Here is a 25,058-nt window from a genome sequence, read left to right as displayed (position 1 = left end):
TCCCCCTCAGTTCCCGCTCGTGGCGCGGGTCTGCGCCTTCTTCAGCGCGGCCTCGCTGGACTGCCCGGTCAGCGCCGACTGGAAGGCGCTCTGCAGGGCGAGCGACACGGACGACCAGCGCGCGCCGACCTTCGCGGTGCGGGAGCGGGCGGTGGCCACCTGGTCGGCGAGCGCGTCGAGTTCGGGCACTTCCTTGCGCCAGGTCGCGGCGGCCTTCTCGTCGGCGGGGACCATCCAGCTGTTGCGGGCGTAGGTGATCTGCTCGCGTTCGGAGGCCATGCAGCGGATGACCTTCGCCGCGGTCTTCTGGCGCCCGGTGTCCTCGGTCTTCGGGACGGTGAGGACGGCGCCGCCGAGCGGGGCGACGGACTTGTCGCCGCTGTGCGGGACGGGTATCCGTGCGATGCCCCAGTGCAGGTTCTTCTTGGTGTTCAGCGTCTCCACCTGCCACGGGCCGTTGATCATCATCGCGGCGTTGCCGGCCATGAACTGGTCGTTGACGTCGGCCTGCGTCCAGTTGACGGTCGACCTGGACAGCGAGCCGTCCTTGATGAGGCCCTTCCAGTAGTCGAGGGCGCCCGCGACCTTCGGCCCGGCGAGGTTCGTCTCGTCGCCGCCGTTGGACCACATGAACGGCGCGAACTGGAAGACACCGTCCTCGGCGCCGCCCGCGCTCAGCGCGATGCCGTACTGGCTGCCCCGCGTGAGCTTCTTCGCGGTCGCTCTCATCTCGGCCCAGGTGGTGGGCACTTCGAGCCCCGCCTTCTTCAGGATGTCCTTGTTGTAGAAGAGGGCGAGGGTGTTCACCGTGCGCGCGGCCCCGTAGTACGTCCCCTTGTACGAGCCGAAGTCGACGATGCCCTTCGGGATGCCCTTCGTGGACAGGCCGAGGGAGCGCAGGTCGACGAGGCCGCCGGCCTCCGCGAACGTCGGCATCTCGGAGGCGTCGAACTGGATGACGTCCGGGAGCGACTTCGACGACGCCATGCGCAGCGACTTCTGCATGACCTGCGCGGCGGGCACGCTCTGCTGCTCGATGGTGAGGCCGAGCTTCGCGCTGCACCGCTTCAGCGTGGCGGCGTCCCAGCCGTGGTACGAGTCGTCGGTCGAGGAGTTGAGGACGGTGAACACACCGGGGTCGCGCCCCGCGCCGCAGCCGGTGAGGGCCGCGCCGGCGACGAGTGCGGAGCAGACGGCGAGTGCCGCGGTGGTGCTTCGGCCGCGGCGGCCGCGCCGGGGGCGCGGCGCGTCCGGTGGAAGTGCTGCTGTCACGGTGGATACCCAAGCCTTGAAGGTGTGGCCGGCCCCGACGGGACTCCCGTGTCCCGGCGAGGTGTTCGCATCAAGCGGTACGGCTCCGGCCCGCGCCGCACACGCAGAGCGCGTTTTTGTTTTCCGCCATGACTATTACGTCATCAAGCGCTTCGACACCAGACCCTGCGGCCGACTTCCTCACTCGTACACAGCCTGCTACACCGCGTTGTGATCGAATCGAAGCGCTTCGACGATTCCTGGTTCCGACCTCTTGATCTTTCGACGCCAGTGGGCTCAAATGCCGTGTAGAGGCGGCTTGCCCACGCACATTGCCCACCCCGAGGAAGATGATGAAGTTCACCGACGGCTTCTGGCTGATGCGCGACGGGGTCACGGCCTCGTACGCCACCGAGGTCCGTGACCTCCGCGTCGACGCCGACCGGTTCACCGCGTTCGCGGCGGACAAGCGGATCGAGCGGCGCGGCGACACCCTCAACTCCCCCTTGCTGACCGTCGATTGCTTCACCCCCGCCGAGGGCGTCATCGGTGTCCGCGTCACCCACCACGCGGGAAAGCGGAGCACGGGGCCGGACTTCCGGTTGCCGGGCGAGGGCGCGGGGACGGGTGCGGTGCGCCGCGACGGCACGCGGATCGAGCTGTCGAGCGGCCCGCTGTCCGTGTGCCTCGACGAGGCGGCGCCCTGGGAGCTGTCCTTCCGTGACGCGGACGGCCGCGAGGTCACCTCGTCCGGCCGCAAGGGCACCGCGTTCTTCCGGACGGGCGACGGCGGGCACCACATGGGCGCGCAGCTGTCCCTCGGCGTCGGCGAGCATGTCTACGGGCTCGGCGAGCGCTTCACCCCGTTCGCCAAGAACGGCCAGGTCGTCGACATGTGGCAGGCCGACGGCGGCACGAGCAGCGAACAGGCCTACAAGAACGTCCCGTTCAGCCTGCACGTCTCCCCCGCGGGTGCCTACGGCGTGTTCGTCGCGCACCCGGGACGGGTGAGTTACGAGATCGGCTCGGAGTCGGTCGGCCAGATGCAGTTCAGCGTCGAGGACCAGTCGCTGGAGTACTACGTCGTCGCGGGCCCGACCCCGAAGGACGTGCTGCGCCGCTACACCGCGCTCACCGGCCGACCCGCGCTGCCGCCGGCGTGGTCCTTCGGGCTGTGGCTGACGACGTCGTTCACCACGCAGTACGACGAGGAGACCGTGACGTCGTTCGTCGACGGCATGGCGGAGCGGGACATCCCGCTGAGCGTCTTCCACTTCGACTGCTTCTGGATGCGCGAGTACCAGTGGTCGGACTTCGAGTGGGACCCGGCCGTGTTCCCCGACCCGGTGGGCATGCTGGCCCGGCTCAAGGAACGCGGTCTGCGCATCTCCGTGTGGATCAACCCGTACATCGCCCAGAAGTCGGCGCTGTTCGACGAGGCCGTGACCCAGGGGTACCTGGTGAAGCGGGCGAACGGCGACATCTGGCAGTGGGACCTGTGGCAGGCCGGCATGGCCCTGGTCGACTTCACGAACCCGGAGGCCCGCGCCTGGTTCCGCGGCAAGCTCAAGGTGCTGCTCGACCAGGGTGTCGACTGCTTCAAGACGGACTTCGGCGAGCGCATCCCCACGGACGTCGTCTGGCACGACGGATCCGACCCGGAGCGCATGCACAACTACTACACGCACCTCTACAACCAGGTCGTCTTCGGTCTCCTGGAGAAGGAGCGCGGTCGCGGCGAGTCCGTCCTCTTCGCCCGCTCGGCGACGGCGGGCGGGCAGCAGTTCCCGGTGCACTGGGGCGGCGATTGCTGGTCGTCGTTCGGCGCGATGGCGGAATCGCTGCGCGGCGGCCTGTCCCTCTCCCTGTCCGGCTTCGGTTTCTGGTCCCACGACATCGGCGGCTTCGAAGGCACCCCGGACGCCGCGGTCTTCAAGCGCTGGCTGGCCTTCGGCCTCCTGTCCTCGCACAGCCGCCTGCACGGCTCGTCCTCGTACCGGGTGCCGTGGGAGTTCGGCGACGAAGCGGTCGACGTGGCCGGCAAGTTCACGAAGCTCAAGCACCGCCTGATGCCGTATCTGTACGGCGCCGCCGCCGAGGCCCACACGACGGGCGTGCCGCTGATGCGCCCGATGCTGCTCGACTTCCCCGGCGACCCCACGGCGCGCGCCCTCGACCGCCAGTACATGCTCGGCCCCGACCTCCTGGTGGCGCCGGTGTTCTCCGCGGACGGCGACGTCGAGTTCTACGTCCCCGAGGGCACGTGGACGCACCTCCTCACCGGCGAGCGGGTCGAGGGCCCGGCCTGGCGGCGCGAACGCCACGGCTTCGACAGCCTGCCGCTGTACGTGCGTCCTGGCGCGGTCCTGCCCATGGGCGCGGACGCCTCACGCCCGGACGGCGACTGGCTCACCGGCCTCACGCTGCTCGTCACCCCGGACGCGGAGGATGTGACGGTGACGGTGCCCGATCTGCACGGGAGCATGGCCGCGACGTACCGGGTGGTGCGCGACGGCGCGACCGGAAAGGCGGCGGTGACGGAGGGACACGGGACCGAAGAGGTGACGGTGCGCGAACTCTGACGCACCGTCACCCGGCTCGGGGTGGCTGTGGGGGGCGGGCTAATGCAGGGCCAGGAACGGTGCCGACGCCAGGAGGAACGCGACCATCGCGTACTTCAGGCGTCGCGCCGGGAGTGCGTGTGCGATGCGCCAGCCGATGAGCACGCCGACCAGCTCCGGAATGCCCACCAGCGCCGCGAGCCGCCAGTCGACGGCGCCGTGCAGGACGTACGCCACCGTGCCGACGCTCGCGATCACGATCGACTGGGCCTGGGCTGCGGCGAGCGACGACAGGACCGGCAGCCCGGCCACCACGAGCAGTGGCACGCTCAGCATGGGGCCGCCGAGCCCGAAGAGGCCCGCGACGACCGCGACGACGACGCCGATCAGGACCGTGCGGCCCAGCGGGACGTGCGCGCGCTCGGCCCCTTCCGGGGCGCGCCGGTCGCGCACCCACACCAGGATGCCGGTGACGACGACCGCGCAGGCCAGCAGGATCCCGAAGCCGCGTCCCGCGACCAGGGTGTTGCACAGCACGCCCACCGGCGCCCCCACGAGGGCGGCGCCGGCGAGCGCGGCTGCGCAGCGCCGGGTCCCGGGGTCGCGCAGCTGTCCCGACCGGGCGTACGCCGCCGTGCCGAGCAGGCCCGTGGCGACGTGGGTGACGATCGCGGTGCCCGCCACGCCCGAGGGCGTGAGGCCCGAGAACAGGAACAGGCCGATGGTGGGCAGCACGCCGCCGGGCCCGATGGCGGTGATCCCGATGCCGCCGAGCAGCCCTGCCACCGCCAGGAGGACGAGGTGTGTCGTGTCAAGCGTCATGTCCGTTCCCGCCCGCTCCACTGGTCGTTTCGTCGTTCGCTGCGCACGTGCGGTCCCTTCAGTCCCTCGGCAGGACGGCCCGCAGGGCGAACCGGTCCGCGCGCACCCGCAGTGACTCGGCGTCGACCGGTCGGCCGTCCGCGAGCCGGGTCAGGCGGTCGATGGTGAACAGCGCGGCGCCCTCCACCACGTCCAGCAGGCGCGCGGTGTCGGGGTCCGCGGTGACGGCGTGCACGGTCACCTCGGCGCTGCCGAGCCGGGTGCCGCTGGTCTCCTCGATGAGCGCGAAGAGATCGCGGCCCGCCAGGTGGCGGTCGAGCAGCGGGCGGCCGATGTCGGGGGCGAGCCAGGTCGAGTCCAGGGAGAGCGGAGTCGCGTCGAGTGATCTCAGGCGCTCGATGTAGACCGCCTCGGAGCGCTCCGGGAGGCCGAGGCGCTGAGTGATGGCGGGCGGTGCGTGCGGCACGACACGTGCCTCGCGCACCTCGTTGCTGACCGTGCCGTACGTGGTCAACTCCTCGGCGAGACCGACCAGTCGGGCGAGTCCGTGCGCGGCCTTGTGGCCGGTCACGAGGGTGCCGACGCCGCGCCGCCGGGTCACGACACCCTCGTCCCGCAGCAGGTTCAGCGCCCCGCGCACGGCGTTGCGGGTGGCGCCGAGGGACCGACCCAGGGCGCGCTCGTCCGGGAGCACACCCTCGTACGCGCCGTCGACGATGCGCTGCCGCAGCACGTCGGCGACGCGGCGTGCCCGGTCGGCCCGCGATCCGTCACGGTCTTCCATGCCCGTCCCTTCTCCGTTCTCGGTGGAGCATCCGCGGTGCTTCCGTGGTGCCTCCGTGGTGCATGTGACGGCAGACCGTACGCCCCCTGATGTTTCGCGGGTGTTACGCCACCGGCTCCGACCTGCACAAACGCCTGACCTGCGACGGAGCGGCAGCAGTCGGCGGCAACGCCGGTCACCGCCGCCACACCCACCGCGCGCCCCGCGCCCGGGCCGCCAGCCGCGCACACCGAGCGGCCCTGCACCACGCCGACGTATCAACTCCCGCATGGAATACCCTGGTTGACGCATGATCCACGGTGACCCATCGACCCTTCGGAGCGACTCGTGCCCCAGGACCGTCCGCTGATCGACAGTGACTCCCCGCATTCGGCCCGCATCTGGAACTACTGGCTCGGCGGCAAGGACTGCTACGAGATCGACCGCCAGGTGGGTGACGCGATTCAGCAGGTCAACGCGGAGATCGTGCACGTGGCCCGGGCCCAGCGCGCCTTCCTCGCCCGCACCGTCTCCCACCTCGTACGCGACGTGGGCATCGACCAGTTCCTCGACATCGGCACCGGGCTGCCCACCATCGACAACACCCACGACGTGGCGCAGCGGCACGACCCCACGGCGCGCATCGTGTACGTCGACCACGACCCGGTCGTGCTGCGGCACGCGGAGGCCCTGCTGACCAGCACTCCGCAGGGAGTCACCGACTACATCGAGGCCGATCTGACGGACCCCGCCGACATCCTCCGGCAGGCCGGGGACACGCTGGACTTCACGCGTCCCATCGCCCTGATGCTGCTCGGCGTCGTCGCCCATGTCACCGACGACCGGGCCTACGCGATCGTCGAGGAGCTCAAGAGCGCGCTGCCCAGCGGCAGTCACCTGGTCCTGTGCGACAGCACGGAGGTGTATCACCCGGAGGCCACGCGCGCGATGGTCGAGCAGTGGAACAGCACCAGTGACAACCCGCGGACCAATCGCACCCCCGAGCAGATCGGCCGCTTCTTCGAGGGACTTGAGCTGGTGGAACCGGGTCTGACCTCGGTGTCCCAGTGGCGCCCCGAGGTCGAGGGGGACGAACTCCCGGACCCTGTCAGCAGCTTCGGTGGCATCGGACGCAAGGCATGACCGGCGTCAACGCGCCAACTCCCGTACCGTAAAAGGTGACCGATCTGTGCTGACGTGCCACGCGATGGGCACCCGGGTGAGTAGCATCCGGCCCTACAGCACACACACGTACACACACCGACAGATCTCTCCTTGCCACGAAAGCGAGCCACCATGTCGGACACCACGCCCCAGACCGAACTCAAGTCCCGCTACGCCGACCGGATCCGGGACGACATCGCGCAGAACGAGAGCGAGTTGAAGCGCATCAGCGGGGAAATCTCCGCGCTTCAGGCCCAGTTGGGCACGCTCGAGGAGAATCGCGCGCTGCTGGAGAGCATGCTGAAGTCCCTCGGCAGCGGCGACGTCCTGCCGCCCCTGCCGGCGCCCGCCACCGAGAAGGCGGCCGGCAAGGCGGCGGGCAAGGTTCCGCGCCAGAAGGCACGGGACACGACGACCCCGAAGCCCGCGCAGGCCAAGAAGGCCCGCGAGACGGCCGCTGCCCCCGCCAAGGCAGCGAAGTCCGCGAAGCCCGCCAAGGCCGCGGCGGCCACCAAGCCCACCGCGTCCGCCGCGCCTGCCGCAGAGAAGACCGAGCCGCAGGGTTCCACGCTGGTCGAGCTCATCGTGTCCCAGCTGGGCGCCGAGACCAGCCCGCGCTCGGCCGCCGAGATCACCTCGACGCTCCAGAAGGCGTACCCCAAGCGGGAGTTCAGCACCAAGGTCGTCCGCAACACGCTGGAGGCCCTGGTCGCCAAGGCCCGCGCCGAGCGCACCCGGCAGCAGCGCTCGGTGTTCTACGTCGCTACGCCCGGCTCCGCCGCGCCGGCGAAGGAGGCCGCGGACACCAAGTCCGAGGCGGGCGCCAAGGCCGGGAAGGAGAAGGCGGTCGAGACCAAGGACGGGGCGAAGGACGGCGCCGCGTGACACCCCGCCCCGCGCCTGCGCGATGAGTCTCGTTCGCCGTGGCAGTCTCACAGTTGTCGATCACGCAGGAGGAGCGCCGTGACAGAGCAACTGTTGAAGGTCCAGAATTTCAACGTGTCCGCGGACGGGTTCGGTGCCGGTGAGGGCCGGAGCCTCGAGCGGCCGTTCGGCCACGCCGACCCTGGGCACATGTTCGCCTGGGCCGGGGCCACGGCGAGCTGGCCCAATCGCACGGATCCCGGGGGTTCCCGCGGCCTCGACGACTACCTGACGCGGGACTTCTCCCACAACATCGGCGCCGAGATCATGGGGCGCGGCAAGTTCGGACCCCAGCAGGGGCCCTGGCAGGATCACGAGTGGCGTGGGTGGTGGGGCGATGAACCGCCGTTCCACACACCGGTGTTCGTCATGACCCATCACACGCGCCCGTCGTTCACGCTCTCGGACACGACGTTCCACTTCGTCGACGCCGACCCTGGCACCGTCCTGAAGCAGGCCAGGGTGGCGGCGGAGGGAATGGACATCCGGCTCGGCGGCGGGGCCACCGTCATCCGCGAGTTCCTCGAGGCCGATCTCGTCGACACCCTGCACGTGGCGGTCGCGGACGGTGTCACGCTCGGCGCAGGATCCAAGCTGTGGGACTCCCCCGACGAGCTGCTCGACCGCTTCCACCTCGATGTCGTGCCGAGCCCCGCGGGCGGCGTGCGGCACCATCTGTTCTGGCGGAAGTGACACCCGGCGCGCGTGGGGTCACCTCGTCAGTGGCCGCGCGCGTGGAAGGGTTCCGGCTCGATCAGGACGCAGCGCGTACCGGTGTAGATGGTGGGCATGCAGCGGTTGCAGTGGATGCACAGCGAGTGCGTGGGCCGGTCCGCGGCGCGGTCCTTCGCGAAGCGGTCGATCAGGTCGGGTTCGCGCAGCAGCGCGCGGCCCATCGCCACGAACTCGAAGCCCTCGGTCATGGCCTGTTCGGCGGTCTCGCGGTCCGCGATGCCGCCGAGCAGGATCAGCGGCAGTGTGAGCGCGGCCCGGAACTGGCGTGCCGAGGACAGCAGGAACGCCTCCTCGTAGGGGTAGGCGCGGATGAACTTCTTGCCGACGCGCTCGATACCGAACCGCTGGGGTTGGGGGAATGTCGCGGCGAACTGTCGCACGGGCGCGCCCCCGCGGAACAGGTACATGGGGTTCAACAGGGAGCTGCCCGCGGTGAGTTCGAGGGCGTCGACGCTGCCGTCGGCCTCCAGCCAGGCGGCGGTGCGCAGGCTCTCGTCGAGCCAGATGCCGCCGGACACACCGTCGTCCATGTTGAGTTTGGCGGTGATCGCGATCTCGTCGCCGACCTCGTCGCGCACGGCGCGCGCGACTCCGCGGGCGACCTTGGCGCGGTTCGCGAGGGTGCCGCCGTACTCGTCCTTGCGCTTGTTGAGTTTCGGGCTGAGGAAGGCGCTGGCGAAGTAGTTGTGGCCGAGGTGGATCTCCACCGCGTCGAATCCGGCCTCGACGGCGGTGCGGGCCGCGCGGGCGTGGGCGCGGGTGACGCGCGCGATGTCGTCGCGGGTGGCCGGGCGGGCGAAGCGGAAGGACTGAAGGTTCAGGAAGCGGCTGGGCGCGAGGGCGGGCAGCCCGTTGGAGACCGGGTCGGCGACGGGTCCCGCGTGGCCGATCTGCGCCGAGATCGCGGCGCCCTCGGCGTGCACGGCCTCGGTGAGACGGCGCAGGCCTGGCACGGCGTCGGGGCGCATATGGATCTGGTCGCGTTCGGTACGTCCCTCGGGGGCGACGGCGCAGTACGCGACGGTCGTCATGCCGACGCCGCCGGCCGCGGGTCGCCGGTGGTACTCGATGAGTTCGTCGCTGACCAGTGCGCCGCGCGTGACACCTTCGAAGGTGGCGGCCTTGATCACGCGGTTGCGGAGGGTGAGGGGTCCGAGCCGCGCGGGGGCGAGCAGGTCGGGCGCGGCCTCGGCGGTGTCGCGGGTGGAGTCTGCTGTGCTCATGGCTGTGCAACTCCTCAACTGTCGGTTCACGGTGGGGCGTTGAGCCCCGCCGCGACGAAGGCGATGACCGTGTCCGCCGGCGGGCGGGGCGTGCCGCCGAGCTCGGCGGTGGCCAGTTGCGGCTCGCCGTAGAGCTGGAGCAGCAGGTCGAACGTCATGCGCAGGCGGTGTGCCGCCTGCGCCCGGGAGAGGCCGGGCCGTGCGGCGCACAGCAGCTCGCGCCACGAGCTGTGCCCGAACCACCGCTCGTCGAAGGGGAGTTCACGGCGGCTCAGCACGACGCGGGCGAGCAGGTGCAGCAGCATGCGGCCGTGCGGGGTCCTGGTCAGTTCGTCGAGCGGCCTGACGAGTACGTCGACGAACTCCTCGACGCGCGGAGCCTCCCCGGTGGCCGCCCTGCGCTCCACGTCGGCGAGCGGCGCGGCCCACAGCGGGCCGAGCCGGCTCTGCAGCAGCGCGGCGACCAGGTCTTCCTTGGTGCCGAAGTGGTAGTGGACCGCGGCCGGGTTCATGCCCGCCGCGGCGTTGACCGCGCGGACCGACACCTGCTCGTACCCCTTGGCGAGGAAGAGCCGTTCGGCGGCGTCGAGCAGTGCCGCCCGCGTGGTGTCGGTGGGCATGGGCACAGGACAGCACGGCGCGGCACACTTTTCAATCAGTGATGGGAAACTTCCCGCACCGGTCCGGGTCGGCTACGCGGCCTTGTGCCGCCGCAGGAAGGCGTGGGTGCGCTCCGGGGTCGCCACGACGCTCCATTGTCGGTCCGGATAGCCGAAGTTGTCGGTGAACTCGTCGGCCGCGCTCTTGTGGGTGCTCATCGCGCCGAGGAGTTCCAGGATGTGCTCGGCGGGCGGGCGGACCATGAGTTCGGACCAGCGGGCGGCCCCGAGGACGACCTCGGCGCGGCGCTGGGCGACGCGCCGGCAGAACAGTTCGTCGAAGGCCAGGTCCTCGGCGATGGCGTCGGCGACGACCTGGGCGGAGTACGAGGCCGCGTTGGCGCCCTGGCCGACGATCGGGTCGACGGTGATGTGCGCGTCGCCGAGAGCGAGCGCGTAGCGCCCCGAGGGCAGCTGCGTGTAGTCGGCGCGCACGGTCGGCACGATCGCGGTGCGCACCACGTCGAGGGGGCCGGTCAGGCCGAAGGCTGCGAGGTCGACGCGCTCGAACACGGTCGGGTGGTGGTGCGCGAGTTCGTCGAGGACCGCGCGCAGGAAGCGCCCCTCGTCCTCTCCGGCGTCCGCCGCGCACAGGCCGTCGGCCCCGCCGCCCGGCACGCACTCGAAGAGCAGCGCGGTGACGTGTCCGGCGGCGGAGTAGAGCGGGATCTCGATGACCTCGCCGCGGCCCGGTGCGATCGACAGGGTCACGCCCTTCGGATCGTTCGGTGCCACGCCGTGGTAGAGGCCGGCGCACAGGAGTCGGCGCGGCGCGTCGGCCGTCGCCGAGTCGGCCACCGTCGGGAAGAGCCCCGCGAGGGGGCCGCGCCCGGACGCCACGACCAGCAGGTCGTGCCGGGCCGCGACGTGCTCCAGGTCGGCGGGCGTCACCTGCCGCACCACGAGTTCGCCGCCGCGCTCCTGGAGGTCCGCGGCGAGCGCGGGCAGGTAGAGGCGGTTGTCGACGGCCCGCGAGGGCGCGACGAAGTCGCCGCGGAAGATCAGCGGCGTGGGTCCGCCCACGTAGTGGTGGTGGCAGCCGTAGCCGTACGTGTCCCCGGGCCAGCGCTGCACGCCGAGCGTCTCCTCCCGCAGCAGGGTCGGCGCGTGGTGGGCGACGGTGGCCGGGAGCCGCCCGGACGCGGCGGCTTCGGGGGGCCGGTCCGTGTAGAGGGTGACGTCGATGCCCCGTGCGCGTAACAGCAGCCCCAGATGCAGGCCCGCCACTCCGGTTCCCACGATCCCGATGTCCGGCATGCGCGCTCTCCCCCACGACGAGTTCGACTCGGTGACAGCTGCCACCGTTCCGGCGCCTGTGCCCCTACCCGACGCCGGGGCCCCACATGCGACACGGGCCGCACGGGAGCGCCTCGGCGTGGTCACGGGCCGTGCCCTGAGGTCGACAATGCCGAACAAATCATCCGAAATTGTTAGATCCGCGGATGATCGGGGACGCGGTGGTCATGGACATCGGATACACCTTGATGACCGAGCAGGCCGGGCCCCGCGAGCTGGTGGGCCATGCGGTCGGGGCCGAGGAGACCGGGTTCGACTTCTCGGTGACCAGCGACCACTACTTTCCCTGGCTGCGTTCCCAGGGCCACTCCCCGTACGCCTGGAGCGTGCTCGGGGCCGTCGCGCAGGCGACGTCGCGGCTGCCGCTGATGACGTACGTGACCTGCCCGACCTTCCGCTACCACCCCGCGGTGGTGGCGCAGAAGGCGGCGACCCTGCAGCTGCTCTCGGAGGGCCGCTTCCGCCTCGGGCTCGGCTCCGGGGAGAACCTCAACGAACATGTGGTGGGCCGTGGCTGGCCGGCGGTGGACGTGCGGCACGAGATGTTCGAGGAGGCCGTCACGATCATCCGCGCGCTGTTCGAGGGCGGTCATGTCACCCATCACGGCAAGCACTACGACGTCGACTCGGCCCGCCTGTGGGACCTGCCGGAGACCGCCCCGCCGATCGGCATCGCCGTTTCGGGCGAACAGTCCTGCGAACTGGCGGGCCGCCTCGCCGATCTGCTCATCGCCACCGAGCCCAAGGCGGAGCTGCTGACGGCCTTCGACCGGCACGGCGGCGAGGGCAAGCCGCGCATCGGTCAGCTGCCCGTCTCCTACGACCCCGACCGCGGGGCCGCCGTCGCCCGCGCGCACGAGCAGTTCCGCTGGTTCGGCGGCGGCTGGAAGGTCAACTCCGAGCTTCCGCACCCCGATTCGTTCCAGGGCGCGACCCAGTTCGTGCGGCCCGAGGACGTCGCCGCGTCGATTCCCTTCGGCGACGACGTGGACGAGTTCGTGAAGGCCGCACGGCCCTTCGCGGAGGCCGGGTTCACCGGTCTCGCCCTGGTCCAGATCGGCGGCGACCAGCAGCGCGGCTTCCTGGAATGGTCCGCCGGGAAACTGCTGCCCGCCCTGCGCGACGCCTTCGGATGACCGGGCGATGACCGAGCACGCACCGGCGCCGTCGGCCGGGAACTCCGCGCTCGTCGTGATCGACATGATCAACACGTACGACCACGACGACGCGGAGCTGCTGCTGCCCGCGTCCCGCGCCGCCGTCCCGGCCGTCGTGGACCTGCTCGGCCGGGCCCGCGCGGCCGGTGTTCCGGTGATCTACGTCAACGACAACTTCGGCGAGTGGCGTTCGCACCACGGCGAGTTGGTGGACACGGCGCTGGCCGGCCCGCACGCCGAACTGGTGGAGCCGCTGCGGCCCGACGAGGACTCCCTGTTCGTCGTCAAGGCCCGCCACTCGATCTTCTACGAGACCCCGCTCTCGTACCTGCTGTGGGAACTGGACGTCGGACACATCGTGCTGTGCGGCCAGGTCACCGAGCAGTGCGTGCTCTACTCGGCGCTCGACGCGCACATCCGTCATCTGCGAACCACGGTGCCGCACGACGCGGTGGCCGCCATCCATCCGAAGCTCGCGGACGCCGCGCTGGAGATGATGCGGCGCAACATGGGGGCGCACATCGTGGCGGCCTCGGAGGTGACGTTCGACGGCCGGGGCTGAGGGCGGGCGAGATTGGCCACGGACATGGCCTGCCCGACCTGCTGTGATCTCATCCGTGTCGGCGAAACGGACACCCTCGGCGCCGCTCGGCGGGCGATCCCTTCCCCAAGACGGTCGCCGCGCGCGAACGGCGGCTGCTCACCTGCCCGTTGGGCGACTGGGCGGAGCTGGAGCGGCTGCTGTCGCTGCCGGACAACGTGGCGGAGCGCCTGAAGGAGGCGTTCCCCGAACTCGGCTGGGCGCCGCCCGAGGCCGGCTATCTCGCCTGGATCGACCTGCGCCCCCTCGCCGTGGACGAGGAGGCGCTCCAGCGCGAGCTGGTCGAGCGGCAGCGGGTCGCGATCATGCCGGGCACGGCGTACGGCGCGGCCGGTCATGTGCGGCTCAATGTGGGCTGCCCGCGCTCGAAGGTGGAACGCGGGGTGAGCGCCCTCATCGACGGCCTGCGCGCCGTCCGCTGAGGGCCGGTTCAGCGTACGAAGGCGTACACGGCCCAGCCGATGAGGAACAGCACCACGATCCCGGTCAGGATCGCGGTGCCCTTCCCCGGCTCCTTCGCGCGCTCCCGCTCGAGTTCCTTCTCCTTGAGGAACGCCTTGGTGTCTGCCTCGGTGCGTGTGCGCACCCAACCGTTTCCAGGACCGAACATGCCCTTGTGCCTCCCCGTTTTGGCCTTCCTGACCTTGTTCCTTGCCGAACGGGGTCCCGGCAAACGCGTGTCACCTGCCGGGGCCCTTCGGCTCAGGCTCCGGCGCCGCGCAGTTCGGCCAGCGCCGCCGCGTTGAGCGGGCGCGGCGCGGAGTCCGTGCCGGTGCCGACGAGGACGACCGTGCACGCGCAGGCGTGGGTGAGGGCGGTGGTGAAGCTGCCGTCGGCGAACTGGGTGAGCGGGCCGCGCGGCGAGTGCCCGACGGCCACGACGCGGGCGCCGACGTCCGCCGCGTGCCGGGCCAGCGCGCGCCCTGCGGCGGCGTGGTCCCCGACGCTGTTGAGCACCTGTCCGGTGGCGGCCGTCCCCTGACCGGCGAGCCGGTCGAGGTGGTCCTGCACGGCGGCGCGGGCCTGGGCCAGGTCCTCGGCGTCGGCGGCCTGGTCGTCGACCACCGCGGTCTGCCGGACGTGCACGACCTCCAGCGGGCTGCCGGTGTCCCGGGCGAGGCGCGCGGCCGCGTCGACGATGGCGGGGGCCCGGTCGTGGTCTCCGACGGCGACGACGACGCGCGGGTCGGTACTCCGGGCGACGGCGCCGACGGGCGTGAACGAGGGCCGCACCGGCTCGCCCTCACCGAGGTTCGCCTCGGCCTGCCGCAGCAGCCGGTGCCCGCTGGCGAGGACCGGGATGGCGAGGACGAAGGTGAGCGCCGCCAGGTAGAAGGGCACGCTCAGATCCATGGCGTCGGCGAGCTTGCCCGCGACGTAGGGGGCGAGGCCGCCACCGATGAACCGCAGGAAGCCGTACGCGGAGGAGGCGACGGGCCGCTCCACCGGCGAGACCAGCATGACGGCCTGCGTGGTGAGCGTGTTGTTGATGCCGATGAAGGCGCCGCTGACGATGACCGCGACGATCACCACGGTCGGCGTCGAGACCCCGACGGCGATGACCGCCATCACCACGCCGAGGCAGAACAGATTCGCGTACAGGACGGCGGCGGTGCCGTAGCGGGCCTGGAGGCGCGGCGCGAAGTAGACGCTGAACAGGGCGACCAGGAGCCCCCAGCCGGTGAAGACGAGGCCGAGTTCGTGGGCGTCGAGTTCCATGGGGTACGGCGCGTACCCGAGCATCGTGAAGAAGCCCCAGTTGTAGAGCAGCGCCATGATGCCCATGGTCAGCAGGCCGCGGTGGCGCAGTGCCTTGAGCGGGGCGAGGGGCGACGTGATCTTTTTGGGCCGGGGCAGGTCGGGCACGAACGCGATGGTGGCGACCAGTGCGATGGCCATCAGGACGGCGACGCCGAAGAACGGCCCGCGCCAGCTGATCGCCCCCAACTCGCCGCCCAGCAGCGGTCCGACGGCGATGCCGAGGCCGAGCGCGGTCTCGTAGAGGATGATCGCGCCGCCGAATCCGCCGCTCGCCGACGCGACGATGACGGCCAGGGAGGTGGCGATGAACAGCGCGTTGCCGAGCCCCCAGCCGGCGCGGAAACCCACGATGCCGTTGATGGAGCCGGTGGCCCCGGCGAGCGCCGAAAAGACGACGATGACGCTCAGGCCTATGACGAGGGTGCGTTTGGCGCCGAAGCGGCTGGAGAACCAGCCGACGACGAGCATCGCGACCGCGGTGACGATCAGATAGCTGCTGAACAGCAGGGAGACCTGGCTGGGCGTGGCGTGCAGGCTGTCGGCAAGGGCGGGCAGGATCGGGTCCACGAGGCCGATGCCCATGAAGGAGATGACGCAGGCGAACGCGACGGCCCAGACAGCCTTGGGCTGCTTGAAGGGACTCGCTGACTTCGCCGCCTTCGCGGTGGGTGCACTCATGTGTGCTTCTCTTTCGCGACGTATGGACGAGTGGGACGACGCGGGTGTGCACGGCGTGGTCAGGGCCCCTGGTGCCGCTCCTGGATCACGCGCGCAAGGGCCGGCAGGGCGAGCCGGACGGCGGTCTGCTCGGCCGGTGTCAGCTCCCACACCAGGTCGTTCAGTGCCTGATCCCGTTCGGCCCTGCGCTGCCGGAAGACCTCCATGCCGCTGTCGGTGACGTCGACGAGGACGCCCCGGCCGTCGCTGTGGTCAGCGGTGCGGCGGACGAGGCCCGCGCGCTCCATGCGGGTCACCAGTTGCGACATGTTCGGCTGGGAGACGCCTTCCGCGCGGGCCAGGTCGGTGAGGCGCTGAGGCCCCTCGCGGCCGAGGCGGGCGAGGGCGGCGGACGCCGCGGTGCTCAGGCCGCCGGTGACGGCGCTTCTGCGGACGTGGCGGACCAGCTGCTCCACGGAGCCGATGAGGCTCTCCTGCGGGGCAGCCGCACAGCCGCCGCCGGGGTCCATAACCCGCTTATGCATGTAGCCATCATGCATTTACGTGTACGCGGAAACAAGATGTCGCCACACTTCTTTCCTGCCCAGAACATGTCAAGCCTCAAGGCAAGAAAACGGGCGCCACCCCCAAGGGGCGGCGCCCGGAATCCGGTCGCTCAGGCAGCCCGCTTCGGCAGCGTCCAGTTCGGCCGCGGGAAGTGGCAGGTGTACCCCTCGGGGTACCGCTCCAGGTAGTCCTGGTGCTCCGGCTCGGCCTCCCAGAAGTCGCCGACCGGCTCCACCTCGGTCACGACCTTCCCGGGCCACAGGCCGCTCGCCTCGACGTCCGCGATGGTGTCGACGGCGACCTGGCGCTGCGCGTCGTCGACGTAGTAGATCGCCGACCGGTAGCTGCGCCCCAGGTCGTTGCCCTGGCGGTCCTTCGTGGTCGGGTCGTGGACCTGGAAGAAGAACTCCAGCAGATCGCGGTAGGTGATCACGGAGGGGTCGTAGACGATCTCGATGGCCTCGGCGTGGTCGCCGTGGTTGCGGTACGTCGCGTTCGGCGTGTCACCGCCGGAGTACCCCACGCGCGTCGACAGCACGCCGGGCCGCTTGCGGATCAGGTCCTGCATACCCCAGAAGCAGCCGCCTGCCAGCACTGCCCTCTCGGTTACCTCCGACATACGCCACTCCCTGCACTACCTGACACGACGAACAGTTCCTACGGGTCCAACAGAGCGCGACCCACAGATCTTCCAGCTTAGGCCGAACCCCTCAAGCGAAGCTATCGACCCCCATAAGGCAGCCTTATGTGCCCATAGACCGGACCCGCCTACTTTCTAAGGCTTGCCTTACTTTAGGCTTCCCTCCAAGCACTCGTGGCCCGACCAGCACATACGGACCGCGGGAACCCACTCGAAGGGAACCTGAACCATGTCTCGCCCCCTGAGGGTCGCCATCGTCGGAGCCGGCCCCGCCGGCATCTACGCCGCCGACGCCCTGCTCAAGTCCGAAGCGGCCTCCGAGCCGGGGGTGTCCATCGACCTCTTCGAGCGCATGCCGGCTCCGTTCGGCCTGATCCGTTACGGCGTCGCGCCGGACCACCCGCGCATCAAGGGCATCGTGAAGGCCCTCCACCAGGTGCTCGACAAGCCGCAGATCCGCCTGTTCGGCAACGTCGACTACCCGCGCGACATCGACCTCGACGACCTGCGCGCCTTCTACGACGCGATCGTCTTCTCCACCGGAGCCACGGCGGACCGGGCGCTGGACATCCCGGGCATCGAGCTCGAAGGCTCCTACGGCGCCGCCGACTTCGTCTCCTGGTACGACGGCCACCCCGACGTCCCGCGCACCTGGCCGCTGGAGGCGGAGAAGGTCGCCGTCCTCGGTGTGGGCAACGTCGCGCTCGACGTGGCGCGCGTCCTCGCGAAGACGGCGGACGAGCTGCTGCCGACCGAGATCCCGGCCAACGTCTACGAGGGCCTGAAGGCGAACAAGGCCCTCGAGGTCCACGTCTTCGGCCGTCGTGGCCCCGCTCAGGCGAAGTTCAGCCCCATGGAGCTGCGCGAGCTCGACCACTCCCCGTCCATCGAGGTCATCGTCAACCCCGAGGACATCGACTACGACGAGGGCTCGATCGCCGCCCGCCGCAGCGAGAAGCAGACCGACATGGTCGCCAAGACGCTGGAGAACTGGGCGATCCGCGACGAGGGCGACCGCCCGCACAAGCTGTTCCTGCACTTCTTCGAGTCGCCGACCGAGATCCTCGGCGAGGACGGCCGCGTCGTCGGTCTGCGCACCGAGCGCACGGAGCTGGACGGCACCGGCAACGTCAAGGGCACCGGCAAGTTCACCGACTGGGACCTCGGCGCCGTCTACCGCGCCGTCGGCTACCTCTCCGACGAACTGCCCAAGCTGCCCTGGGACATCAAGTCCGGCACCGTCCCGGACGAGGGCGGCCGCGTCATCCAGGAGAACGGCGAGCACCTGCAGTCGACGTACGTCACCGGCTGGATCCGGCGCGGCCCCGTGGGCCTCATCGGGCACACCAAGGGCGACGCCAACGAGGCGATCGCGAACCTGCTCGCCGACCACGCGGGGGGCCGCCTGCAGACGCCGTCCGCGCCCGCCCCGGAGTCCGTCGTCGCGTTCCTCGGCGAGCGCGGCGTGCGGTACACGACCTGGGACGGCTGGTACAAGCTGGACGCCGCGGAGAAGGCGCTCGGCGAGCCGCACGGCCGTGAGCGCGTGAAGATCGTGGAGCGCGCGGAGATGCTCGACGCCAGCGAGGCGTGACACGACGGGGCCCGGCCGGGCTCGGCCGGGCCCTCACCCATACCCGTGGGTTCGAGGCACGACGGGCGACGGGATAAAGTGGCGTTCAGGTAGATGTAAAACCCACTCACCTTGTCCGCCGCGGAGGCGCCGTGCCTCAGATCACCGTCGACTACTCGCCCCGACTCACCGACACCCTCGACCGGGCCGCGCTCGCCACCGCGTTGCACGCCCTGATCGTCGAGGGGTCCGGCTCGCGCGGCACCTGCAAGACGTTCTTCCGCGCCGCCACGGAGACGTACGTCGTCGGCAGCGAGTACGACGACGTGCCGGTCGTGCACGTGGAGGTGGCGCTGCTCCCGGGGCGCAGCGAGCGGACCATGACGCGCCTGTCGCAGCGGATCCTGGCGCTGCTCCTGGAGCACGTGGGCGCGGACTCCGGTGCCGACGTGGTGTGCTCGGTGGAGGTGCGTCCCCTCGCGGCCTACAGCCTGTACCCGACGCGCCGCGCATGGAGCGCAAGGACGGGTCCCCGCCCCGAGCACCACGGGTGCACACCTGCCGCCTAACGTCGCGGCCGCGCCACCTTCCGTACGTCGAACGACTCCAGCCGTTCGCCCGAGCCGTCGACCACTCGCCAGGTCTTGTGCAGGGCGAGGACGAGTTCGTCGCGGCCGTCGCCGTCGACATCGGCGACGTCGATGAGGCGACCCGACGGCCGCGGCAGGGTGCGCCAGGGCTCGGAGCCCAGGCCCGGCGAGGAGCCGCCCCGCAGGATGTCGACCCGGTCGTGCCCGCCCTCCAGGTCGCCGTCGCTGCGCACGGCGAGGTCGTCGCAGCCGTCGCCGTTGACGTCGGCGGCCATCAGGTTGATGCCGAAGCCTCCCTTGCGGGTTCCCCCGTCGAAGACGACCGGGGCCTCCGGCGCCTTGCCGTAACGGATCGTCACCTTGCCCTTGCGGTCGCGCGGTGCGAACTCCTCGTCCATCGGGATGCCGCTGTCGCCGAGCGCGATGTCGGGCCTGTCGTCGCCGTCGAAGTCACCGACGGCGATGTTCCCGCCCGTCGGCAGTGCCACGGGCCGCGAGGCCAGGCCGCTCGCGGTGTCCGCTCCCCCGGCGAGCAGCAGGGGTGTCTTCGGCTCTCCGGGGTCGTGCACCAGCAGATCGGTGGCGCGGTCGCCGGTCACCTCCGCCGCGGTCAGCCCCAGTATGGTGATGAGCTCGGCGGCGTCGCCGTAGTGGTCGGCACGTTCGGTGATCCGCGCGGGCTTGCCGGTGCGGGTGAACGGGCCGTTCAGCACCACGAGATGACGCTTGTACATGCTGGTGCGGTAGGTGGCCAGGTCGATCCGCCCGTCCCCGTTGAAGTCACCGGCCACCGGCGGCGCCCGGTAGACGTCTTCGCTCTTGCTGATCCGGACCGGCTGCCACTTTCCCATGTGTGGCAGCGGGATGCGTGCGGGCTTGTTCCCGGGGTCCGGCCCATCGGGTCCACCCCACTGCACATGGGCGCTGCCACCCGCGACGAGGTCGAGGTGGCCGTCGGCGTCCAGGTCGGCGAGGAGCGGGCCGGTCCGCCGGTCGGTCATGGGGTCGTGCTCGGGCAGGTCGAAGTCGCTGGGCGTGAACACCGTGCGGTCCCCCGGCCGCGCGCCGTGCAGCAGGGCGATCCGGCCGGTCTGGAAGACGTCCCCGTTGCTCGCCGGCAGGGCGAGCGGCAGGTCCGGGTGGCCGTCGCCATCGAGGTCCGGTGCGGGCCTGCCGGTGTTCTTCGCGGTCGCGGCCGACGCCGCGCAGGGGCTGTCCGGGACCGGCGGATAGCCCTCGTGGTGGCGGGCCCCGGTGGCCGTGCACAGTAGCAGCGCGGTGGCGATGAGGGCCCTGCCTCGCCGCCACCGCGGACCGCCGCGCGCAGGTGCTGCCGGCTCGGATGTCATGCGGCCACTAGAACCGATGCGCCCCCGCGGATTCCAGCGACGAGATCGCTCCGTTACGTGGGACCGACTCCCGGCATCAGCCGATGCGTTCCTTCAGCCGCGCCACGTTCGCCGCTACGTCGCCGCGCGTGAGGTCGCTGCCGATGCTCACCGTGAAGGCGCCCGCGGCGAGCCACGTGGCGGCGTCGTCCACGCTCACGCCGCCGGTCGCCATGATCCGGGCGCCGGGCAGCACGGACAGGACCGACTTCAGGTAGGCGATGCCTCCGACGTGTGCGGGGAACAGCTTGGCGACACCCCGGTCCGCCGCGGTGCGCAGTTCGCTCGGGGTGAGGCCGCCCTCGACCAGGAGCCGGCCCGCGGCGTCGGCGACGGGCCGCACCTCAGGCACCTGGAACGGGCTGACCAGGAACTTCGCCCCGGCCGCCAGGGCGCGCTCGGCGATCTCGGGCGAGGTGACCGTGCCGAGGCCGAGTGTCACCTCGGGGAACTCCTTCGACCAGGCAGCGACGAGGCCCTCCCACCCCGGGGTGGTGGCGGTGAACTCGAAGGCGGTGAGGCCGCATTGGACGAGGGTGCGGGCCACCGCGTCGGCGGTGTCCGCGTCGGCCTCGCGCACGGTGGGGGTGACGCGCGCGGCGCGCAGGGCGTCGATGACTTCGGCGTGCATGGTGTGCTCCGGTCGGGTACGGGGTGTGGTCATGCCGGGGCCGCGATCTCGGCGAGGGCGTCCAGGGTCGACTCGGCGTCGGCCCCGCTGGCGCGCAGCACGATGGCGTCGCCGCAGCGGATGTTGAGTGTCATCAGCGACAGGACGCTGCGGGCGGGGACCTCGTGGCCGTCGTCCCGCGCGACGGTCACGTCGGAGGAGGCGCGGGAGGCGATCTGGGCGAAGGCGGTGGCGGGGCGGGCGTGCAGGCCGGCCTCCTCGGTGACCACCAGGCGGCGTTCGACGACGGTCATCGGTTGTTCTCTCCGTCCAGCAGTGCGGTCAGCCGGTCCACGAGCTGTTCCTCTTCGTCGGTGTTCATGGGGCGCGGGTCGATTGCGAGGCGTCCCGTCGCGGCGTGATGGTCCCTCAGATACACGCCGCTCGCGGCGAGTTCGGCGGCGAGAGCGGAGGCGTCGCGGCCCGCCGTCTCGGGGTCGACGGTGAGTTCGGTGCGGTGGATGTCGCGGCCCGCCTCGTCGCTGACGACCCGGGTGGTGAGGCCCGGCAGGTCCGCGAGGCGTGCGGCGAGCTTCTCCATGCGCGGCCGGTGGCCGCCGCCCTGGGCGCTGCCGTACTCGCGCAGGGCCTGAACCAGCCCGAAGAGGGTCTCCTTGCCGACCTTCATCGGGCGGGCGATGCCGCCGTACTGGGCGCGGCACGCCGTCATGAGCGCGGCGCTGCCGCAGATCATTCCGGAGGTGGGTCCGCCGACCGCCTTGCCGCCGCTGTAGACGACGAGGTCGGCGCCGGTGGCGGGCCAGTGGCGCAACTCGCCCTCGGCGGCGGCGTCGACGATGACCGGGAGTTCGTGGGCGCGGGCCACCTCGATGGTCTCGGCCAGGGAGACCATGCCCTTCTGCACGGCGTGGTGGGACTGGACGTACAGCAGGGCGGCGGTGCGCGGTCCGATCGCGCCTGCGAGGTGGGCGGCGCTCACCTTGTTCGCGGAGCCGACCTCGACCGGGCGGCCGCCGCCGAGCGCGACCATCTGCCGTACGGGCGCGCCGAAATGGACGGAGTGGCCGCGCGGAAGGATCACCTCGCAGGGGGCGTCGCCCGCGTCGGGCAGCGCCTCGATGCGGGACAGGTCGGTGCCCGCGATGACGGCGGCGACCGCGATGGCGATGCCGGAGGCGGCGCCCGTGGTGGGGCAGCCGTCCTCGGCGCCGGTGGCGCGGCCGATCTCGCGGCCGACGGCGGCCATCAGGTCGTCCATGACGACGTGGTGGCGGGCGGCCTCGCCCATCGCGGCGACGACGCCGTCACTCAGGACACTGCCGCCGAGCGCGGTCATCTTGCCGCTGGCGTTGATGGCGGGCGGTGTGCCGAGGTCGTGGTGGAGAGATTGCACGGTACTTCCTAAGGCCTGGGGGCGGTCACTTGCCGGGGATCGGGAAGAAGAGGCCCGCGACCATCGCGCCGATGATGGCCCCGCCGGTCAGCGGCTTCTGCCACTTGTAGAAGAGGGCGGCGCCGATGGTCGAGCCGATGCCGACGGGCAGCGACGCGGTGGCGGCGGAGATGATGACGAGCGGGCCCAGATAGCGTCCGGCGGAGTTGCCCGCGCCCATCATCACGTCGGCGCCGAACGTCGAGGTGCCGCCCGTCGAGTTCACGGTGGCGCGCCGGATCGCGAGGATGGCCACGCCGATCAGGCCGCCGAGCAGCGCGCCCACCGGGATCGCGAGCCAGAAGTGGTCGAGCGGCGCGGTGAATCCGGCGCCCAGCAGCATGGCGGGGATGCCGATGCCGACGCCGGTCTGGAGGGAGCCGCCGATGTCGAGGATGCCGACCATGGGCCCCTCGATGACACGGGCGAACAGGAAGCCGGCGCCGAAGGCGGCGGCCGCTCCGTAACTGCCGTTCTCGATACCGGCCTTGAGCATGGAGGCGACGGCTACGTCGCTGAACACGCCGGTGTGGTAGACGTAATAGAGGTGTGTGCCGGTGAAGATGCCTGCGGCCAGGCAGGCCACGAAGACGGGGAAGGCCCACTCGGCGAGCCAGAAGCTGCCTTCGCCCGGCACCTTGGTCAGGAATCCGCCCTTGGACCGCTCTTCGCCGGAGCCCGAGTTCTGCGCCGGTATGCCGCCCGATGCGGTGGTGGATGTCTCGGTCATGTCGCTGCCTGCCTCACTCGGGCTTGGTGCCGGTGGCGTCGTGGAAGTGCGCGAGCCAGTGCGGGATGTGCACGTTCATCTGCTCGAGCAGGGTGAGGTCGGCGCCGCGCAGGATCGTGCTGGCCGCGAACAGCGCGATCACCACGCCCGCGAGGGACTTGGTGACCTTCGTCCAGCCGAGGTCGTCGACACCCTTGCCGATGACGATGCCGAGCACGATGCCGGGGACGGCGTTGCCCATCACGAGGTGGCCGAGGCCGCCGAGGACGGTGCCCCAGGCTCCGGCCCGCCGGCCCGCGTCGACGGCGGCCATCCAGAAGATGATCGGCATGACGGGGTTGATCAGCCACTCCGAGGCGGGCCCGAGGACCTTGGCCGCTACGTCCTGCAAGGAGTGCGGGATCGAGGCGGCGGTGGTGTTGAGGAGGGTGACGAGGACCATGCCGACGACGGTGCCGGTGAGCGCCATCCGCCGGGGGTTGTGCAGGGTCTCGGCAAGCCTGCGGTTCTTGATCATCGCGACCGACGCGGTCCAGTGCGGGACGATGCGGTGGTCCACGTCGGAGGTGAGCGCACCGGTGCCGACCGCGCTCGACCAGGCGTTGAACAGGAAGCCGAGGCCGAACGAGAAGTGGGCGACCGGGTCGTTCTGACAGGCGTTCAGCTCGCCGAGTGTGCGGAAGGCGCCCATGCCCTGGACCTTCGGCGCGTGGAACATGCGGGCCACGCCCGCGGAGGCGCCGAAGCCGATGAGTCCGCCGATGACGAGGGACTCCAGCAGGACGGTGAGGGTCTCGTTCATCGGGTCACCTCATGTGCAGGGCGTGCTGGACCGGCGAGAGCCGCTCCTCGCGCACCGTGAAGTCGACGGTTTCCAGGTCGAGGGAGGCCACCTGCACCTCGACGCGCAGGGTGAGTTCGAAGCGCTGCCGGGGGCGGGGGAAGAGGAGCCCGAGGAAGCGTTCCGTCCAGCGGTGTTCGACCGCCGAGACGACATCGAGTTCGAGGGGCTCGACGCGGAAGCACACGCCGTCGGTCAACTTGTCGACCGACGACTGCACTTGACCGATGGCGGTGGCGAACGCCTTGTCCCTGGTGGGCCCCGAGCCGGTGAGCCGCAGGGTGTGCCGGGTCTGCTTCACGAGGCGCTCTCCCCCAGCTTCTTGAGGAGCGCCTCGGTGACCTTGAAGCCCAGTTCCTCGCTGTCGAGGAAGCCGAAGCCGAGGACGGTGCGGCCCTGCTCCACGGCGGTCACCCCGGCCTGCGCCGAGCGCATGCCGAACTCGATGTCGTGGCCGTACTTGGCCTTGGCGGTGACGGCTCCGGCGCCGCCGCTGCCGCAGAAGGAGATGCCGAGCGCGGCACCCTCCGCGGCCATCACGTCGCCGACCTTCATGTCGGCGCCGGGGCCCGCGATGAGGACGGGCTCGCCGCCCGCGGCACGTACGCCGTCGGCGACGGCCTGGCCCTTGCCGAGCCGGTGTCCGATCACGATCTTGACTGTCATGGCGGTGCTCCCTGGTGTGTGGTCAGGCCTGCGGTGTGGACTGCTGCTGGAGTTGGGCGGCCGCCTCGAAGTGCAGGGCGAGCAGCAGGACTTCGGTGTCCCCGGCGAGGAACTCGCGCGGGGCGCAGTAGGTGTCGATGAGGGTGCGGGCGGATTCCATCCGGTCCGCGGGCAGTTCGGAGGCGAGTTCCGGGTCGAGCGGGTCGAGGTGTTCGGCGGTGCGCACCCGGCGGACGAAGGCGAGCGCGTGCACGGCGAGGGCGAGCACGCGTGTCTCGTCGAAGTCGATCCCGGCGACCTGCGCGTGGGCCCGCGCGAGCGGCAGGAACTCCGCCAGGTCCGTCCGGTCCTCGTCGGTGACGGGCTGCGTGGTGTCCTGGACGGCCGTCGCGAGCCGTTCGATCAGGGGCGTGCTCATTCACGGGC

Annotated in this window: 28 protein-coding genes; 9 read left to right on the top strand and 19 right to left on the bottom strand. The window is 71.1% G+C overall.

All coding sequences use genetic code 11. The features are described from left to right. Positions 1–6: 6 nt before the first annotated feature. The gene (locus tag ACP4E5_RS45280) at positions 7–1,272 is read right to left on the bottom strand and encodes an ABC transporter substrate-binding protein (RefSeq protein ID WP_425840877.1); all 1,266 of its coding nucleotides are present in this window, start codon (positions 1,270–1,272) and stop codon (positions 7–9) included. A gap of 332 nt (positions 1,273–1,604) precedes the next feature. Between ACP4E5_RS45280 and yicI the strand changes: the two genes are divergently transcribed. Then, a complete protein-coding gene (gene yicI / locus ACP4E5_RS45275; RefSeq protein WP_425840874.1) occupies positions 1,605–3,833 on the top strand; it encodes an alpha-xylosidase in 2,229 nt (742 codons plus the stop codon). Positions 3,834–3,872: 39 nt separating this feature from the next. Here yicI and ACP4E5_RS45270 read toward each other — a convergent pair whose 3' ends face one another. Then, the gene (locus ACP4E5_RS45270; RefSeq protein ID WP_425840871.1) at positions 3,873–4,634 is read right to left on the bottom strand and encodes a sulfite exporter TauE/SafE family protein; all 762 of its coding nucleotides are present in this window, start codon (positions 4,632–4,634) and stop codon (positions 3,873–3,875) included. A gap of 58 nt (positions 4,635–4,692) precedes the next feature. Next, the gene (locus tag ACP4E5_RS45265) at positions 4,693–5,418 is read right to left on the bottom strand and encodes a GntR family transcriptional regulator (protein ID WP_425840868.1); all 726 of its coding nucleotides are present in this window, start codon (positions 5,416–5,418) and stop codon (positions 4,693–4,695) included. A 327-nt stretch (positions 5,419–5,745) separates the two neighbouring features. Between ACP4E5_RS45265 and ACP4E5_RS45260 the strand changes: the two genes are divergently transcribed. From ACP4E5_RS45260 to ACP4E5_RS45250, 3 genes are all read left to right on the top strand, one after another. Next, positions 5,746–6,540 carry an SAM-dependent methyltransferase gene (locus ACP4E5_RS45260; RefSeq protein ID WP_425840865.1) on the top strand — a complete coding sequence of 265 codons (795 nt, stop codon included), beginning with the start codon at positions 5,746–5,748 and terminating at the stop codon, positions 6,538–6,540. A 153-nt stretch (positions 6,541–6,693) separates the two neighbouring features. Beyond that, the gene (locus ACP4E5_RS45255; RefSeq protein ID WP_425840862.1) at positions 6,694–7,446 is read left to right on the top strand and encodes a hypothetical protein; all 753 of its coding nucleotides are present in this window, start codon (positions 6,694–6,696) and stop codon (positions 7,444–7,446) included. Positions 7,447–7,524: 78 nt separating this feature from the next. Further along, positions 7,525–8,178: a dihydrofolate reductase family protein gene (locus ACP4E5_RS45250; RefSeq protein WP_425840859.1), complete on the top strand. Its 654-nt coding sequence runs from the start codon at positions 7,525–7,527 to the stop codon at positions 8,176–8,178. A gap of 26 nt (positions 8,179–8,204) precedes the next feature. On the opposite strand, the gene ACP4E5_RS45245 is transcribed toward ACP4E5_RS45250, so the two are convergent. The 3 genes from ACP4E5_RS45245 to ACP4E5_RS45235 form a co-directional block, all read right to left on the bottom strand. Then, complete coding sequence (locus ACP4E5_RS45245) at positions 8,205–9,443, bottom strand: NADH:flavin oxidoreductase (RefSeq protein WP_425840856.1); 1,239 nt, start codon at positions 9,441–9,443, stop codon at positions 8,205–8,207. A 26-nt stretch (positions 9,444–9,469) separates the two neighbouring features. Continuing rightward, on the bottom strand, positions 9,470–10,063 hold the full coding sequence (locus tag ACP4E5_RS45240) for a TetR/AcrR family transcriptional regulator (RefSeq protein WP_425840853.1): 594 nt from the start codon (positions 10,061–10,063) through the stop codon (positions 9,470–9,472). A 72-nt stretch (positions 10,064–10,135) separates the two neighbouring features. Continuing rightward, positions 10,136–11,359: a styrene monooxygenase/indole monooxygenase family protein gene (locus tag ACP4E5_RS45235; protein ID WP_425840850.1), complete on the bottom strand. Its 1,224-nt coding sequence runs from the start codon at positions 11,357–11,359 to the stop codon at positions 10,136–10,138. Between the two features lie 185 nt (positions 11,360–11,544). Between ACP4E5_RS45235 and ACP4E5_RS45230 the strand changes: the two genes are divergently transcribed. The 3 genes from ACP4E5_RS45230 to ACP4E5_RS45220 all read left to right on the top strand — a co-directional run bounded on the left by ACP4E5_RS45230 (position 11,545) and on the right by ACP4E5_RS45220 (position 13,578). Further along, positions 11,545–12,534: an LLM class F420-dependent oxidoreductase gene (locus tag ACP4E5_RS45230; protein WP_425840847.1), complete on the top strand. Its 990-nt coding sequence runs from the start codon at positions 11,545–11,547 to the stop codon at positions 12,532–12,534. Positions 12,535–12,541: 7 nt separating this feature from the next. Then, complete coding sequence (locus ACP4E5_RS45225; RefSeq protein ID WP_425840844.1) at positions 12,542–13,117, top strand: cysteine hydrolase family protein; 576 nt, start codon at positions 12,542–12,544, stop codon at positions 13,115–13,117. 134 nt (positions 13,118–13,251) lie between these two features. Then, the gene (locus ACP4E5_RS45220; RefSeq protein WP_425842161.1) at positions 13,252–13,578 is read left to right on the top strand and encodes an aminotransferase class I/II-fold pyridoxal phosphate-dependent enzyme; all 327 of its coding nucleotides are present in this window, start codon (positions 13,252–13,254) and stop codon (positions 13,576–13,578) included. 8 nt (positions 13,579–13,586) lie between these two features. On the opposite strand, the gene ACP4E5_RS45215 is transcribed toward ACP4E5_RS45220, so the two are convergent. The 4 genes from ACP4E5_RS45215 to msrA form a co-directional block, all read right to left on the bottom strand. Continuing rightward, positions 13,587–13,742, bottom strand: coding sequence for a hypothetical protein (locus tag ACP4E5_RS45215; RefSeq protein WP_425840841.1), 156 nt, complete (start codon positions 13,740–13,742; stop codon positions 13,587–13,589). 116 nt (positions 13,743–13,858) lie between these two features. Next, positions 13,859–15,595: an MFS transporter gene (locus ACP4E5_RS45210; protein WP_425840839.1), complete on the bottom strand. Its 1,737-nt coding sequence runs from the start codon at positions 15,593–15,595 to the stop codon at positions 13,859–13,861. 59 nt (positions 15,596–15,654) lie between these two features. Next, positions 15,655–16,119 (bottom strand): MarR family transcriptional regulator, encoded by a 465-nt coding sequence (locus ACP4E5_RS45205; RefSeq protein WP_425840836.1) that lies wholly within the window; start codon positions 16,117–16,119, stop codon positions 15,655–15,657. Positions 16,120–16,250: 131 nt separating this feature from the next. Then, on the bottom strand, positions 16,251–16,760 hold the full coding sequence (gene msrA, locus ACP4E5_RS45200) for a peptide-methionine (S)-S-oxide reductase MsrA (RefSeq protein WP_425840833.1): 510 nt from the start codon (positions 16,758–16,760) through the stop codon (positions 16,251–16,253). A gap of 250 nt (positions 16,761–17,010) precedes the next feature. On the opposite strand from msrA, the gene ACP4E5_RS45195 reads away from it, so the two are divergent. Both ACP4E5_RS45195 and ACP4E5_RS45190 read left to right on the top strand, forming a co-directional pair. Continuing rightward, on the top strand, positions 17,011–18,375 hold the full coding sequence (locus ACP4E5_RS45195) for an FAD-dependent oxidoreductase (RefSeq protein WP_425840830.1): 1,365 nt from the start codon (positions 17,011–17,013) through the stop codon (positions 18,373–18,375). A gap of 131 nt (positions 18,376–18,506) precedes the next feature. Next, the gene (locus tag ACP4E5_RS45190) at positions 18,507–18,923 is read left to right on the top strand and encodes a 5-carboxymethyl-2-hydroxymuconate Delta-isomerase (protein ID WP_425840828.1); all 417 of its coding nucleotides are present in this window, start codon (positions 18,507–18,509) and stop codon (positions 18,921–18,923) included. Here ACP4E5_RS45190 and ACP4E5_RS45185 read toward each other — a convergent pair. From ACP4E5_RS45185 to ACP4E5_RS45145, 9 genes are all read right to left on the bottom strand, one after another. Next, positions 18,920–20,293, bottom strand: coding sequence for an FG-GAP repeat domain-containing protein (locus ACP4E5_RS45185; protein WP_425840825.1), 1,374 nt, complete (start codon positions 20,291–20,293; stop codon positions 18,920–18,922). The two genes, ACP4E5_RS45190 and ACP4E5_RS45185, sit on opposite strands and share 4 nt — an antisense overlap. Positions 20,294–20,369: 76 nt before the next feature. Continuing rightward, positions 20,370–20,963: a bifunctional 4-hydroxy-2-oxoglutarate aldolase/2-dehydro-3-deoxy-phosphogluconate aldolase gene (locus ACP4E5_RS45180; RefSeq protein WP_425840823.1), complete on the bottom strand. Its 594-nt coding sequence runs from the start codon at positions 20,961–20,963 to the stop codon at positions 20,370–20,372. Positions 20,964–20,992: 29 nt separating this feature from the next. After that, positions 20,993–21,256 (bottom strand): HPr family phosphocarrier protein, encoded by a 264-nt coding sequence (locus tag ACP4E5_RS45175; RefSeq protein WP_425840820.1) that lies wholly within the window; start codon positions 21,254–21,256, stop codon positions 20,993–20,995. After that, a complete protein-coding gene (locus ACP4E5_RS45170) occupies positions 21,253–22,356 on the bottom strand; it encodes a DgaE family pyridoxal phosphate-dependent ammonia lyase (protein ID WP_425840817.1) in 1,104 nt (367 codons plus the stop codon). The genes ACP4E5_RS45175 and ACP4E5_RS45170 overlap by 4 nt, the downstream gene beginning before the upstream one ends. A gap of 25 nt (positions 22,357–22,381) precedes the next feature. Continuing rightward, on the bottom strand, positions 22,382–23,125 hold the full coding sequence (locus tag ACP4E5_RS45165; protein ID WP_425840814.1) for a DUF4310 family protein: 744 nt from the start codon (positions 23,123–23,125) through the stop codon (positions 22,382–22,384). Positions 23,126–23,138: 13 nt separating this feature from the next. Continuing rightward, positions 23,139–23,927 (bottom strand): DUF4311 domain-containing protein, encoded by a 789-nt coding sequence (locus tag ACP4E5_RS45160; RefSeq protein WP_425840811.1) that lies wholly within the window; start codon positions 23,925–23,927, stop codon positions 23,139–23,141. A gap of 4 nt (positions 23,928–23,931) precedes the next feature. Then, positions 23,932–24,267: a DUF4312 family protein gene (locus tag ACP4E5_RS45155; protein WP_425840808.1), complete on the bottom strand. Its 336-nt coding sequence runs from the start codon at positions 24,265–24,267 to the stop codon at positions 23,932–23,934. Further along, positions 24,264–24,632, bottom strand: a complete 369-nt coding sequence (locus ACP4E5_RS45150) for an SFCGS family glycine-rich protein (RefSeq protein WP_425840805.1) — start codon at positions 24,630–24,632, stop codon at positions 24,264–24,266. The genes ACP4E5_RS45155 and ACP4E5_RS45150 overlap by 4 nt, the downstream gene beginning before the upstream one ends. 22 nt (positions 24,633–24,654) lie before the next feature. After that, entirely contained in the window at positions 24,655–25,050 is a 396-nt protein-coding gene (locus ACP4E5_RS45145; protein WP_425840803.1) for a hypothetical protein, read from the bottom strand. Positions 25,051–25,058: the final 8 nt, after the last annotated feature.

Origin of the sequence: Streptomyces fractus (assembly GCF_049844455.1) — a bacterium.
In the GTDB taxonomy this organism is placed as follows: domain Bacteria; phylum Actinomycetota; class Actinomycetes; order Streptomycetales; family Streptomycetaceae; genus Streptomyces; species Streptomyces fractus.
The sequence above is the reverse complement of the archived record's forward strand: the minus strand, read 5'-3'. Positions and strand labels throughout refer to the sequence as shown.